Annotated in this window: 11 protein-coding genes and 1 pseudogene; 8 read left to right on the top strand and 4 right to left on the bottom strand. The window is 70.3% G+C overall.

Going from position 1 to position 12752, the window contains the following annotated elements:
• Positions 1-6: 6 nt before the first annotated feature.
• Positions 7-1017, bottom strand: a complete 1011-nt coding sequence (gene dusB / locus BN940_RS14055; protein ID WP_043684038.1) for a tRNA dihydrouridine synthase DusB — start codon at positions 1015-1017, stop codon at positions 7-9.
• A 47-nt stretch (positions 1018-1064) separates the two neighbouring features.
• Entirely contained in the window at positions 1065-2216 is a 1152-nt protein-coding gene (locus BN940_RS14050) for an FAD-dependent monooxygenase (RefSeq protein WP_043684036.1), read from the bottom strand.
• Between the two features lie 157 nt (positions 2217-2373).
• Between BN940_RS14050 and BN940_RS14045 the strand changes: the two genes are divergently transcribed.
• Both BN940_RS14045 and BN940_RS14040 read left to right on the top strand, forming a co-directional pair.
• On the top strand, positions 2374-3231 hold the full coding sequence (locus BN940_RS14045; protein ID WP_043684034.1) for a cytochrome c oxidase assembly protein: 858 nt from the start codon (positions 2374-2376) through the stop codon (positions 3229-3231).
• Between the two features lie 32 nt (positions 3232-3263).
• Entirely contained in the window at positions 3264-4745 is a 1482-nt protein-coding gene (locus tag BN940_RS14040) for a M48 family metalloprotease (RefSeq protein WP_052355889.1), read from the top strand.
• A 55-nt stretch (positions 4746-4800) separates the two neighbouring features.
• On the opposite strand, the gene BN940_RS14035 is transcribed toward BN940_RS14040, so the two are convergent.
• The gene (locus tag BN940_RS14035) at positions 4801-5703 is read right to left on the bottom strand and encodes a LysR substrate-binding domain-containing protein (RefSeq protein WP_052355888.1); all 903 of its coding nucleotides are present in this window, start codon (positions 5701-5703) and stop codon (positions 4801-4803) included.
• 199 nt (positions 5704-5902) lie between these two features.
• On the opposite strand from BN940_RS14035, the gene BN940_RS14030 reads away from it, so the two are divergent.
• The 6 genes and pseudogenes from BN940_RS14030 to BN940_RS14005 all read left to right on the top strand — a co-directional run bounded on the left by BN940_RS14030 (position 5903) and on the right by BN940_RS14005 (position 11562).
• A complete protein-coding gene (locus BN940_RS14030; RefSeq protein WP_084330704.1) occupies positions 5903-6931 on the top strand; it encodes an ABC transporter substrate-binding protein in 1029 nt (342 codons plus the stop codon).
• A 70-nt stretch (positions 6932-7001) separates the two neighbouring features.
• Positions 7002-8069 carry an ABC transporter ATP-binding protein gene (locus tag BN940_RS14025; protein ID WP_043684032.1) on the top strand — a complete coding sequence of 356 codons (1068 nt, stop codon included), beginning with the start codon at positions 7002-7004 and terminating at the stop codon, positions 8067-8069.
• Positions 8062-8616, top strand: a complete 555-nt coding sequence (locus BN940_RS20345; RefSeq protein WP_420864831.1) for a 2Fe-2S iron-sulfur cluster-binding protein — start codon at positions 8062-8064, stop codon at positions 8614-8616. The genes BN940_RS14025 and BN940_RS20345 overlap by 8 nt, the downstream gene beginning before the upstream one ends.
• Positions 8609-10041 (top strand): annotated as a pseudogene (locus BN940_RS14015) (FAD/NAD(P)-dependent oxidoreductase). Before BN940_RS20345 ends, BN940_RS14015 begins: the two are co-directional and overlap by 8 nt.
• The gene (locus BN940_RS14010; protein ID WP_043684030.1) at positions 10034-11161 is read left to right on the top strand and encodes an NAD(P)/FAD-dependent oxidoreductase; all 1128 of its coding nucleotides are present in this window, start codon (positions 10034-10036) and stop codon (positions 11159-11161) included. The pseudogene BN940_RS14015 and the gene BN940_RS14010 overlap by 8 nt, the downstream one beginning before the upstream one ends.
• Before the next feature lie 44 nt (positions 11162-11205).
• Complete coding sequence (locus BN940_RS14005) at positions 11206-11562, top strand: RidA family protein (protein ID WP_043684024.1); 357 nt, start codon at positions 11206-11208, stop codon at positions 11560-11562.
• 96 nt (positions 11563-11658) lie between these two features.
• Here the strand turns inward: BN940_RS14005 and BN940_RS14000 are convergent, their stop codons facing one another.
• Positions 11659-12741 carry a YheT family hydrolase gene (locus BN940_RS14000; protein WP_043684022.1) on the bottom strand — a complete coding sequence of 361 codons (1083 nt, stop codon included), beginning with the start codon at positions 12739-12741 and terminating at the stop codon, positions 11659-11661.
• Positions 12742-12752: the final 11 nt, after the last annotated feature.

Here is a 12752-nt window from a genome sequence, read left to right as displayed (position 1 = left end):
GGGAAATCAGTGGTGGGAAGGCGCGGGTTCCAGAACGGCGTCGGCGGGCCGCTCGTCGAACCACCGCCGCAGGGCGTCGGACTGCTGCGCCGTGCCGTCCAGCGTCATGATGCGCGGCAGCAGCGTGTCCGCGCCCGGCAGGCCGGCCAGGTACCAGCCGATGTGCTTGCGGGCGCTGCGCACGCCGGTGTGTTCGCCGTAGAAGGCGTAGTGGTCGTCCAGGTGGCTCAGCAGATGCTCGCGCAGTTCGCCGTAGGTGGGCGGCGGCAGGCGGGTGCCGTGCGCCAGGTAGTGGGCGATCTCGCGGAAGATCCAGGGCCGCCCCTGGGCGGCGCGGCCGACCATGATGGCGTCGGCTCCAGTGTAATCCAGGACGCGGCGGGCCTTTTCCGGCGAGTCGATGTCGCCGTTGGCGATCAGCGGGATGCGGATCTCCCGGCGCACCTCGCGCAGGGTGTCGTATTCGGCCTGGCCCGTGTACAGGTCGCAGCGGGTGCGCCCGTGCAGCGTCAGCGCGGCGATGCCGCAGTCCTCGGCCAGGCGGGCGATGCGCACGGCGTTGCGGCTGTCGCGGTCCCAGCCGGTGCGGGTCTTCAGGGTGACCGGCACGCCCAGCGGCGCGCAGGCGGCCACCACGCGCTCCAGGATGCGGGCCACCAGGGCCTCGTCGCGCAGCAGCGCCGAGCCCGAGGCGACGTTGCAGACCTTTTTCGCCGGGCAGCCCATGTTGATGTCGATGATGCGCGCGCCCTTGCGGACGTTGAACACGGCGGCCTCGGCCAGCATGCCGGGATCGGCGCCGGCGATCTGCACCGCCACCGGATCGGGCTCGCCGTCGTGGTTCAGGCGGCGCGCGGTCTTGACGCTGTCCCACAGGCGCGGGTTGCTGGCCGCCATCTCGGATACCGCGTAGGCCGCCCCCAGCGCCTTGCACAGGCGCCGGTAGGGGCGGTCCGTGACCCCCGCCATGGGGGCCACGCAGACGGGGTGGGGCAGGGTCCAGGATCCGATGCGCATGGCAGGCATTGTAAGGCGGCCGTCAGGCCGCGGGCGCGCGGCGCGCCCTACAGCCGCTGGCCCTGCAGCAGGTGGCGGGCCAGGGGCTTGCGCAGCGCCGGCAGCAGGTCCAGGGCGGCCAGCCCCAGGCCGCAGGCGTGGCGCAGCAGCGGGTTGGCGGTGGCGAACAGGCGCGGCAGGGTGTCGGTGACGCCCAGGGTCAGCGCGCGGTCCGCGCGCCGGCGCCGGGCGTGGCGTTCCAGCAGCGGCTGGACCGGGGCCTCGGGCGCCGCCAGCCAGGGCCGCAGCGCCTGGGCCAGCTGGGCCGCGTCGCGCAGGCCCAGGTTCAGCCCCTGGCCGGCGACCGGGTGCAGGGTCTGGGCGGCGTTGCCCACGGCCGCCAGGCCCTGGCCCAGCAGGCTCGGGCCGGCATGCAGCGACAGGGGGAAGGCGTGGGCCTCGCCCACCCGGCGCAGGCCGCCCAGGCGCCGGCCGAAGGCCGCCTGCAGCGCCGCGTCGAATTCGGCGTCCGGCAGATCGCGCAGGGCCCGGGCGCGCGCCGGCGGCACGCACCAGACCAGGCTGTAGAGATCGGCGCCGGCCGGATGCGGCAGCAGGGCCAGCGGGCCGGTGCGGGTGAAGCGCTCGAAGGCGCGGCCCGGCAGCGGGGCGGCGGCGCGCACGGTGGCCAGCACGGCGTGCTGGCCGTATTCCCGGTGCAGGCCCTCGGGCCGGGCGCCGTCGGACAGCAGCGCCAGGCGTGCGCTGCGGGGCCCGCCGGCCAGCCGCAGCAGGACGGGCGAGCCCGCCAGGGGCCGCCGCGGACGCTCCGGCAGCAGGGCGACGCCGGCGCGGCGCACGGCGGCGTACAGCGTGTCGAGCAGGTCGTCGTAGGCCACCACGCAGCCCAGCCGGGGGACCCCCAGCTCGGCCTGGTCGATCAGGGTGCGTCCCAGGTGCCCGGCCTGGGACACGTGCACGGTCAGGATGTCGGCGGCGCGCTCCGGCCAGGCGCCCAGGCTTTCCAGGTGGCGGCGGCTGCCGTGGTTCAGGGCCAGGGCGCGCGGATCGACGGCCTGGCCGGCGGGGCGCGGCGCGGGCTCCGGGCCCACCAGGGCGATGCGCGCGGGGTCCGGGGCCGCGTCCGCCAGGCCGAGGGCCAGGGCGCAGCCGACCGGGCCGGATCCCAGGATGGCGATGTCGTAGGTCGGAAGGGCCATGGCGTGTCGAAAGAAGCGAAAGGAGAGGGACGAAAAGCAGCGGGCGAAGACGGCCATTTTAGAATGATGCTTTAAACTGGGTCGCGTCGTTTGGGAGACGCGCCGCCTCTTCCAAGTTGTTTTGCCCGGTGACGGGCGTGGATTGAAACTGGATCTCATGGACGTACTCGCCTGGCTGCAGCCTTGGGAATTCTCGCCCGCCCTGGTGCTGGCCTTCGCGGCGTCGGCGTGGCTGTTCCTGCGCGGCCGCCGCGTCCACCATGTCGGGGCCGTGCGCCAGTCCCTGTTCTGGATCGGCTGGGTCATGCTGTACCTGTCCATGCACACCCAGCTGGACTACTACGCCGAGCGCATGTTCTTCATCCATCGCCTGCAGCACCTGGTCCTGCACCACCTGGGGCCGCTGCTGGTCATGGGCGCCTATCCGGGCCAGGTCATGCGGGCCGGCCTGCCCCTGGCCTGGCGGACACGGCTGGCGGCGGCGCGCCGGACGTCCGGCCCCGTCCGCGCCCTGGAAGCCCTGGCGACGCACCGGTTCCTGGTCCCGCTGCTGTTCCTGCTGATGGTGCTGGTCTGGCTGGAGCCCACCGTGCAGTTCTATTCCATGCTCGACTGGCGGCTCTACCGGCTCATGAACTGGGCGGTGGTGATCACCGGCCTGATGTACTGGAACCTGATCCTGGACCGGCGGCCCCATCCGCCGGCGGCGATGGCGCCCGGCGGGCGCATCTTCTCGCCCGTCTTCACCATGGCGCCGCAGATGGTCGCCGGCGCGGTGATCGTCTTTTCCGAACACGACCTGTATCCGGTGTTCGACCTGTGCGGCCGCGCGCTGCCCGGCTTCAGCGCGCTCGACGACCAGGTGATCGGCGGACTGATCATGTGGGTGCCGGCGGGCCTGATCGAGACTTTCGGGCTGCTGGTGGCGCTGGGGACCCTGATGCGGCTGTCGGCCCGCAACCGCCTGCCGCAGCCCCGGCGGCGCCCGGCGGGCCGGTCCGCGCGGGCGGCCTGATGCGGCCCCGAACGAAGGACGGAGGAGGCGTCATGAGGATCTGGATGCGGCGGGCGGGAGCGGGCCTGAGCCTGGCCGGCGCCCTGGCGGCCGGCGTGCCGCCCGCCTGGGGCCAGCCCATGGGGCTGCCCTCGATGGGGGCGGCTTCGGCGGCGGAACTGTCTCCGGCGGTGGAGCGCACCCTGGGCCAGGCCATCATGGAGCAGGGCCGCCAGGACCCGACCTACATCGGCGACCTGGACGTCGGCCAGTACCTGACCGCGCTCGGCCGGCGGCTGGCCGCCCACGCGCCGCAGGCGCTGGCCCAGGACATCACCGTGTTCGCCGTGCGCGATCCCGCGATCAACGCCTTCGCCCTGCCGGGCGGCTACATCGGCGTCAACAGCGGCCTGGTGGTCGGCGCGCAGAGCGAGTCCGAGCTGGCCGGCGTGCTGGCGCACGAAATCGGCCACGTCATGCAGCGCCACATCGCCCGCGGCATCGCGCAGCAGTCGCAGGGCACGGGCATCATGGTGGCCAGCCTGATCGGCGCCCTGCTGGCGGCCCTGGCCGGCCAGGGCGACCTCGCCATGGGCGTGGCCACCTTCGGCCAGGCCGCCGCCATCGACCGCCAGCTGGGCTTTTCCCGGGGCGCCGAGCAGGAGGCCGACCGCGCGGGGCTGCAGATGATGCGCCAGGCCGGCTTCGACCCGCGCGGCATGCTGGCCATGTTCCGCCGCCTGATGAACGCCTCGCGCCTGAACGAAGGCACGGGCGGCGGCTACGCCTCGACCCACCCGCTGTCGATCCAGCGCCTCTCGGACATCGAGAACCGCATCGAGGGCCTGCCGCCCGCCGCCGCGACGCCCGACCCCGAATTCTGGTTCGTGCGCGCGCGCCTGGCCCTGATCCAGGCGCGCGACCATGCCGACCGCCAGCGTCTGCGGCAGACGCTGCGCGGCGAGGCGCGCGACCTCCAGGGCGCGCGCCAGGCGGCCGCCCTGTACGGCCTGGCCGCGCTGGACCGGGCCGAGGGCGACCTGGCCGGCGCGCGCGCGCAGCTGGCCCAGGCGCAGTCCATCCAGCCGGCGCCCCAGCTGGACGTGCTGGCGATCCAGCTGGCCGGCGCCCAGGGGCCAGCGGCCGCGGTGGACGTCTCGGCGGCCGCCTGGAAGCGCTGGCCCCGCAGCCAGGGGGTGGCCGACGCGCGCGCCCGCGCCCTGCAGAAGGCCGGCCAGGACGCGGCCGCCGCCGATCTCCTGCAGGCTGCCGCCCGGCAGTGGCCCGACACGCCCGAATTCCAGAAGCTGCTGGCGACCAGCCTGCAGCGCCTGGGCCGCGAGGTCGAGGCCCACGAAGCCATGGCGAGCTATTTCGAGCAGACCGGCGCCCTGCCCACGGCGGTCGAGCATCTGCAGCAGGCGCGCACCCTGTCGAAGGACTTCTACGCCCAGTCGCGGCTGGACATGCGCATCCGCGCCCTGCGCGAACGCCTGGACAACCAGCGCGCGCTGCTGGAGCCGTTCAAGAAGTAAGTAGCGTCCGGATGGACGGACGCGGGGCCGCCGTCCGGGGGCCGTGTCCGTGCGCTCAGCGTTCCGGGTAGAGGACGGCCTCGGCGGGAATGCGCCGCAGCATTTCGGCGCGCACGAAGTCGATGAAGGGCTGCTGGAGCGCGCCCGGCGTCTGGTCCGGCGCCTGCATGAGAGAAAAATTCATGGGGATGGCGGCCTCGAACGGGACGAAGCGCACGCCCTCGTTCTGGTGGCAGGCCGCCGTCAGCGCATCGATCAGGGCGATCCCGACGCCGGCTTCCACGAGCCTGAGCATGGCATAGGAATTCTGGGTTTCTATGTCCAGGGTGCGCGTGACCCCGTGGGTCGCGAATGCGGCGTCCACCATGGCGCGTGTGTCGAGCAGGGTGGGATAGGACACGAAACGTTCGCCCTGCAGGTCTTTGGGCTTGATCAGGTCGCGTTGCGCGAGCGGGTGCGCGGCGGGGATGGCGCAGACCATCCTGGTGGACATCAGCAACTGGCAGTAGCTGGATTGCAGCTGCAGCGAAAGAATGATGAAGCCGATGTCGGATCGTCCTTCCCGCACGCGTTCCATGACCGCCTGGGAGCTCAGCAGGAGCAGCTGGATCTGCGCGCGCGGATGGCGTTCCAGGAATTTCCCGATGGTCTGAGGCAGGAAGTCCAGCGCGAGCGAGGGCGCGGCGGCGATGCGCAGGCTGCCGCGCCGCAAGGTGCGTATTTCCGCCGCCGCGTCGGCGATGCGTTCCACGCCGGCCAGCGATTGCTTGACTTCCTCGTAGAGCAGCTTGGCCTCGGGCGTGGGATGCAGGCGCCCCCGCTGCCGTTCAAACAGGCGGATGCCGATGCGCCACTCGAATTCGGCGAGCAGCCGCGTGACCACGGGTTGCGAGATGCACATGGAGGATGCGGCGCTGGTGACGGTCTTGTTGAGCATGACCGCGCGGAAGGCTTCCATGTGCCGCAACGTGATGCGATTCGTCAGGCGGTTATCCATAGTGAAAAGACATTATTTTATATATAAATAGAACTATTTTATCGCTTCGGTGGTTATTAAGATAGTAAACACAATGAGTTGGAACCGATTGAATCCATCTCAAAACAACATAGGGTTTCTACTAATCATGGCCTGCCATAGAGGCTCAAGGAGGCGACATATGAAAAACTTGTTGAAACTGGCGTCGGTCTTTTCCCTGGCCGTCGCGCCGATGCTGTCGCAGGCGGTCACGCTGAACGTGGGTTCGTACGGCGGTTCGACGGAGCAGGCCTTCCGCGACAGCATCATCCCCATGTTCAAGAAAAAGACCGGCGTGGACATTACCTATGTGCCGGGGAATTCCACGGATACGCTGGCCAAGCTGGTGGCGCAGAAAAAGCACCCGCAGTTCGACGTGGTGCTGATCGACGATGGCCCCATGGAGCAGGCCCAGCAATTCAATCTGTGCGCCGCCCTGGCGCCGGCGCCCGTCTATCAGGACCTGTATCCCTTGTCGAACATGGGCAAGACCGCGGTCGCGCTGGGCGTGGTGGCGACGGGCCTCTTCTACAACAAGGAAGCCTTCGCAAAGGCCGGCTGGGCCGCGCCCGACTCCTGGCTGGATCTCGAGGATCCCAAGTTCCGCCAGAAGGTCGTGATCCCGCCGATCTCGAACGGCTACGGCCTGCATACGCTGATCAAGTTCGCCGAGCTGAACGGAGGGGGCGTCAAGGACATCGAACCCGGGTTCAAGGCCATCATCGACAAGGTGGCGCCCAATGTCCTGGCCTGGGAGCCGTCCCCCGGCAAGATGTCCGAATTGTTCCAGAATGGTTCGGGGGTCCTGGGCGTATGGGGCAGCGGCCGGGTGGAAGCGCTGAAAAACACGGGCTTCCCGGTGGAGTTCGTCTATCCCAAAGAAGGCGCGGTCGCCTTGTTCACGGCGGTCTGCCCGGTGGCGCGCCCGGATGCCAAGCCCGAGGCGCAGCAGTTCGTGCAGTTTCTCCTCAGCCCCGAGATCCAGGCCATTCTCGCCAAGACCCAGGCCTGGGGGCCGGTCAACAGCAAGACCCGGTTGACGCCGGAAGTGGCCGCCGCCGTGCCGTATGGCCCGGAGCAGATCGGCAAGCTCGAGGCGGTGGACTATTCCGTGGTGAACGTGGAACGCGGCAAGTGGACCAACCGCTGGAACCGTACGGTCGAGCGCTAGGACTTGGATATTGACGATGGGTTCAAGCGGTCTCCGGCTCGGCCGGAGACCGCGAGCCGGGAAGGGTATCGTGAGCTTTCTTGAAATCCGTGGTCTCAGAAAAGAGTTCGACGACTTCATCGCGGTCGAGCACCTGGACTTGCAGGTCGAAAAGGGGGAATTCGTCTCCCTGCTGGGACCGTCCGGATGCGGCAAGACGACGACGCTGCAAATGATCGCCGGCTTCCTGACGCCCACGCGGGGCGACATCCGGGTGGCGGGAAGCAGCGTCCTGGAGCAGAGGCCCGAGAAACGGGGCATGGGCATCGTTTTCCAGAGCTACGCGCTGTTCCCCCACATGACCGTCGAGGAAAACGTGCGGTTCGGACTGGAGATGCGCGGTGTGGATCGCCCGACCTGTAAAAAGCGGGTCGCGGAGGTCCTGGACATGGTGCGCCTGGAAGGACGCGACACGCGGTATCCGCGCGAATTGTCGGGCGGACAGCGCCAGCGCGTGGCGATTGCGCGCGCCCTGGTCATCCGCCCCGAAGTCCTGCTGCTCGACGAGCCCATGTCGAATCTGGATGCCAAGCTGCGCAGCGAAATGCACATCGAACTGCGCGCGATCCAGCGCCAGCTGGGGACGACGACCATTCTGGTGACGCACGACCAGACGGAAGCCATGACCATGAGCGACCGGATCGCCGTCATGCACGGCGGCAGGATCGTGCAGTTCGACAAGCCCCACACGGCCTATGAACATCCCGCCTCCGCCTTCATTTCGGACTTCCTGGGCAAGACCAATGCCTTGCGGGGGCGCGTCCTCCAGTGGCGGGAAGGCTGTTGCGACGTGCGCCTGGAAGAAATCAGCGTCACGGTGTCCTGCGATGCGCCTTTGCCCACGGACGAGGTCTCCGTCTACATCCGCCCCGAAAAGATCCGCCTGGTCCCTGCGGGCCGGGGCCGGCTCGACGCCGTCGTGCTGACGCGCCTCTTCCTGGGCGACCACTGGATGCTCGAAGTGGAGACTGGCCTGGGGGTGATGCGCGTCACGGTGCCGAACGTGGGCGCGTTCGACATCGACGAGGGCGGCCGGGCCGGGCTCGAATGGGATGACGCCAACCTGAGGGTCCTGGGCAGGGAGCGGGATCATGTCTAGCCAATCCCGCGGTTCCTGGGTCCCCTGGGCATTGTCGGCGCCGGCGCTTGCGCTGTTCCTGGTGATGCTGCTGACCCCGCTGGGGCTGACCGCCGTTCTGTCCTTCCATGTGTTCGACGGCATCGGGACGATCAGCGACGACTATTCGCTCGTCAACTACCTGGAGGTCCTCTCCGATCCGTATTACCACGAGATTTTCCTGCGCACTGAAAGTTTGTTTCGCAGGCTGCCGGAAAAAGAAACCGGCGCCGAGCGGGAAATCGGGATGGACCTGGATGGCATGGCGGTGCGCGTGCCCGCCGGGATTTCCGTGGCGGCGGCGCTGCTGCTGCTGGGCGTGGACCGGTTTCGCGCCTCCGCCGTGAGCGGCATGCCGCGCGCGCCCTATTGCATGATGGGCGTGTGTTTCGAGTGCCTGGTGGAGATCGACGGCGAGCCGAACCAGCAGGCCTGTCTCGTCACGGTGCGCGACGGCATGCGGGTCGCCACCCTGCGGACGCCCGATCTGGCGGAATTCATGCGCGGCGGGGAGAACCTCCATGGCTGACTTGGCGGAACAGGGGCACGTGCCGTTGCGCGCGCCGGATCGTACCGTGGACCTGATCGTCATCGGGGCCGGACCGGCCGGGATGGCGGCGGCCGTCGAGGCCCGGCGGCACGGGATGTCGGTGCTGCTGCTGGACGAGCAGGAGACGCCGGGCGGCCAGATTTATCGCCGCGTCACCCAGGCGGACGAGGACCGGCGCCGGATCCTGGGGCCGGACTATGCCCGGGGATCGGATCTGGCGCGGGAATTCACCGTTTCGGGCGCCGAATACTGGCCGCGCACGGCCGTGTGGCAGGTCACGCGCGAGCGGCGCGTGCATGCGCTGCGCGATGGGCGCGTCGCGGCGCTGGAGGCGCGCGCGATCGTGCTGGCTACGGGCGCGATGGAGCGTCCCTTCCCCATTCCCGGCTGGACCCTGTCGGGCGTGATGACCGCCGGCGCGGCGCAGATCCTCATGAAAAGCGCGGGGATCGTGCCCGGGCAGGCGCCGGTGCTGGCGGGTTGCGGCCCGTTGCTGTATCTGCTGGCCTGGCAGTACCTGCGCGCGGGGGTGCGGATCGGCGCCATTCTGGATACGGCGGCGCCCGCCGACTTGCGCGCGGCCTTGAGGCATGCGTCCGGAGCCCTGGCGGGCTGGCCGGATCTGGTCAAGGGGTTGAAGCTGCTGTCCGGCATCAAGCGGCATCGCGTTCCGCACTACAAGGGTGTGACCGGCCTGGCCATCCAGGGCGAGGACGGCTGCGCGCAACGCATCCAGTTCCAGGCGGATGGCCGGACGCGGACCTTGCCCGCCTCCCTGGTGCTCCTGCACCAGGGGGTCGTGCCGAATACGCAGATCACGTGGTCGCTGCGTGCCGGGCACGTGTGGGATGACGCGCAATTGTGCTGGCGCCCGGTCGTGGACGGCTGGGGCGAGCTGGATGTGCCCGGGATCTATGTGGCCGGCGATGGCGCGGCCATTGCCGGGGCGCGGGCGGCGGAGATCCAGGGCCGCCTGACGGGCCTGGGGCCGCCGCCGCGGCGGGGCGCCTGACCGCGGCGCAACGCGATGCGCGGGCGGCGCCGCTGGTGCGCGAGCGCCGGTCGTTCCTTCGCATACGGCCCTTCCTCGATCGCCTGTACCGGCCGAAGGACGAGAACCGCATCCCCGCCGACGAGGTCATGGTGTGCCGCTGCGAAGAGGTCACGGCGGGGCGGTTGCGGGACGACGTGCGGCTGGGGTGCGTCGGACCGAACCAGGTCAAGTCGTTCAGCCGCTGCGGAATGGGGCCCTGCCAGGGGCGCCAGTGCGGCCTGACGGTGACGGAACTGATCGCGGGCACGCGCCAGGTGCCGCCCGCCGATGCCGGCTACTATCGCATCCGCCCGCCGATCAAGCCGATCACGCTGGCGCAGCTGGCGAAAGAGGCCGAGGTCAATGAGTAGTCCCGCAACCGGGGTGGTCGGCGCCGATGCGCTCGTCATCGGAGGCGGCCTGCATGGCCTGTCCTCGGCGCTGCATCTGGCCCGGCGCGGCCTGCGGGTCCACCTCCTGGAGCGCGATTACTGCGGACGCCATGCCTCCGGCGTCAACGCGGGCGGCGTGCGCACCCTGGGGCGGGCGCTGGCCGAGATCCCCCTGGCGCTGGCTTCGCGCGACGAGATCTGGCGCGTCGCGGAAGATTACCTGGGTTCGGATTGCGGGTTCGTGCCGAGCGGCCAGCTGCAGGTGCTGGAGACGGCCGATGACGTGGCGGCGGCGCGTGTCCGTGTCGATCGGTTGCGCCGGCTGGGGTACGCCCATGAGGTTCTGATCGGTCCCGAGGAGGTGCGCGAGCGGGTCCCCCGCATTGCGGAGCACGTGCAGGGCGGGATCTGGGTGGCCGGGGATGGATATGCCTGGCCGTATGGCGCCGTCATGGCCTTTCATGCCGCGGCGTTGCGCGCCGGCGTCGGCATCCGGGAAGGCGCCGAGGTGTCGCGGGTCTGGCGGCAGGGCGGCCAGTGGCACGTCCGCGCGGGCGATCGCGTCTTCAGCGCGCCGGTCCTGGTGAACGCGGCCGGCGCCTGGGCGCACCGGATCGCGGGGCAGGTGGGCGACCCGGCGCCCGTGCAGGTGGATGGGCTCATGCTGATGGTGACCCAGAGAACGGCGCATTTCCTGGACCCCGTGCTGGGCGGCTCGAGCCGGCCTCTGTCGCTGAAGCAGTTTGCGAATGGCACCGTGGTCATCGGCGGCGGCCTGCGCTGCGGGCTCGATGCCGCGCGGCGCGCGGCCGAGGTCGATCTGATGACGCTCTGGCCCAGTGCGCGGACCGTCGTCGGCCTTTTCCCGCATCTGGCCGCCGTCCCGATCGCGCGCGCCTGGGGCGGCGTGGAAGCCTTCACGCCGGATGGCATCCCGGTCATCGGCCGGGGCCGCGAGGAGGGCGTCGTCCATGCCTTCGGCTTTTCGGCGCATGGGTTCGAGCTGGGCCCCATCGTGGGACGGATCGTCAGCGAGTTGCTTTGCGATGGCGCCAGCCGGCTGCCCATCGAGGCTTTTTCGGTGGACCGGTTCCGTTGACGGCGCCCGGGTTCTATCCTCTTTTCGACAGGAGAAATCATCACATGACTACGGAAATCCAGCGGATGGACAGCAACGAGCGCCTGAGCCGCATCGTGATACACAATCACGTGGCCTACGTCGCGGGCGTCACGGCGTCGAATGCGCAGGCCGACGTCTATCACCAGACCCTCGATGCGCTCGCCAAGATCGACACCTATCTGGCCCAGGCGGGCACGGACAAGTCCCGCCTGCTGACCGCCCAGATCTGGCTGCGCGACATCGATCGGGATTTCGCGGGCATGAACGCCGCCTGGGGCGAATGGATCGATGGCGGCGCCGTCCCGACGCGGGCGACCTGCGAGGCGCGCCTGGCGCGCCCCGACCTGCTGGTGGAGATCATCGTCAGCGCGGCGGTCTGAAACTCCGTCGGCTTGATCGGCCTCCCGCGAGGCCATGCCGGCCGGCCGATACCCGGCTGGTTTTTTCGCCGGCCGCGCGCGGCGCGGCCGCCCGATTCAGTCGCCGGTGCCGAAAAACCGCAGTAGCCGCGCCGGCAGCCAGCGCAGGTGGCCCGGGAACATGCCGGTGACGAAGCCTGCGTGCCCGCCCAGCGCCGGCTGGTGCAGCAGCACGTCGCCGGACGCGTCGCGCGAACCCGGCAGCGAGGCCTCGGGCACGAAGGGATCGTTGCGGGCGTTCAGTACCAGCGTGGGCGTGCGGATCGACGGCAGCAGCGGCAGGCTGGCCGCGCGGGTCCAGTAGTCCAGCGCGTTGCGGTAGCCGTGCATGGGCGCGGTGTACAGGTCGTCGAGCTCGCGCAGGCTGCGCATGCTCTGGGTGCGCGACACGTCCACCGAGCCGGGGAATTCCTGGGCCTTGTCGAAGATCTTGCGCCGGATGCTGCGCAGGAAATGGCGGGTGTACAGGTGCCGTCCCCAGCCGGTGTCCGACAGGCGCCGGCCGCAGGCGGGGAGGTCCATCGGGACGGACACCGCGGCGGCGGCCCGCAGGCCGTGCGGGCCGGTGCCCGCCTCGCCCAGCAGCTTCAGCAGGGCGTTGCCCCCCAGCGAGATGCCGGCGGCGTGCCATTCGGCGCCGGGCAGGCGGGCGCGGACGTGGCCGAGCATGAACTCGATCTCGGCCGAATCGCCGCTGTAGTAGGCCCGCGCCATGCGGTTGGGCACGCCCGAGCAGCCGCGGAAGTGCGCCGCCGCCACGGTCCAGCCGGCGGCGCGGAAATCGTGGGCGATCACCTGCATGTAGGGACTCAGGCTGCTGCCTTCGAGGCCATGGAACAGGATCAGGGCGGGGCCGCCGGCCAGCGCGGCCCAGTCGGCGTCCTCGATCCAGCGCCGCGCCGCCGTGCCGACCAGGCCGGATTCGTGCGGCGAGGCCTGGCCGCCGGGCCGCTGGTTGGGGTTCAGGCCCGGGCCGCACCAGTCCAGGTCGATGAAGTCGCCGTCGGGCGTGTCCACCCGTTCGCGCACGAAGTGCAGGGTGGGGTGCTGGGCGCAGAAGGCCCCGTAGAGGGTCTGGACGTGGCCGCCGGGCAGCCAGGCCGGCACGGGGCACGGGCGGGTGTCGATGCGCGCGGTCATAGGACTTCGCC

The sequence above is a fragment of the Castellaniella defragrans 65Phen genome (assembly GCF_000612685.1).
GTDB classification, from domain to species: domain Bacteria; phylum Pseudomonadota; class Gammaproteobacteria; order Burkholderiales; family Burkholderiaceae_B; genus Castellaniella; species Castellaniella defragrans.
The sequence above is the reverse complement of the archived record's forward strand: the minus strand, read 5'-3'. Positions and strand labels throughout refer to the sequence as shown.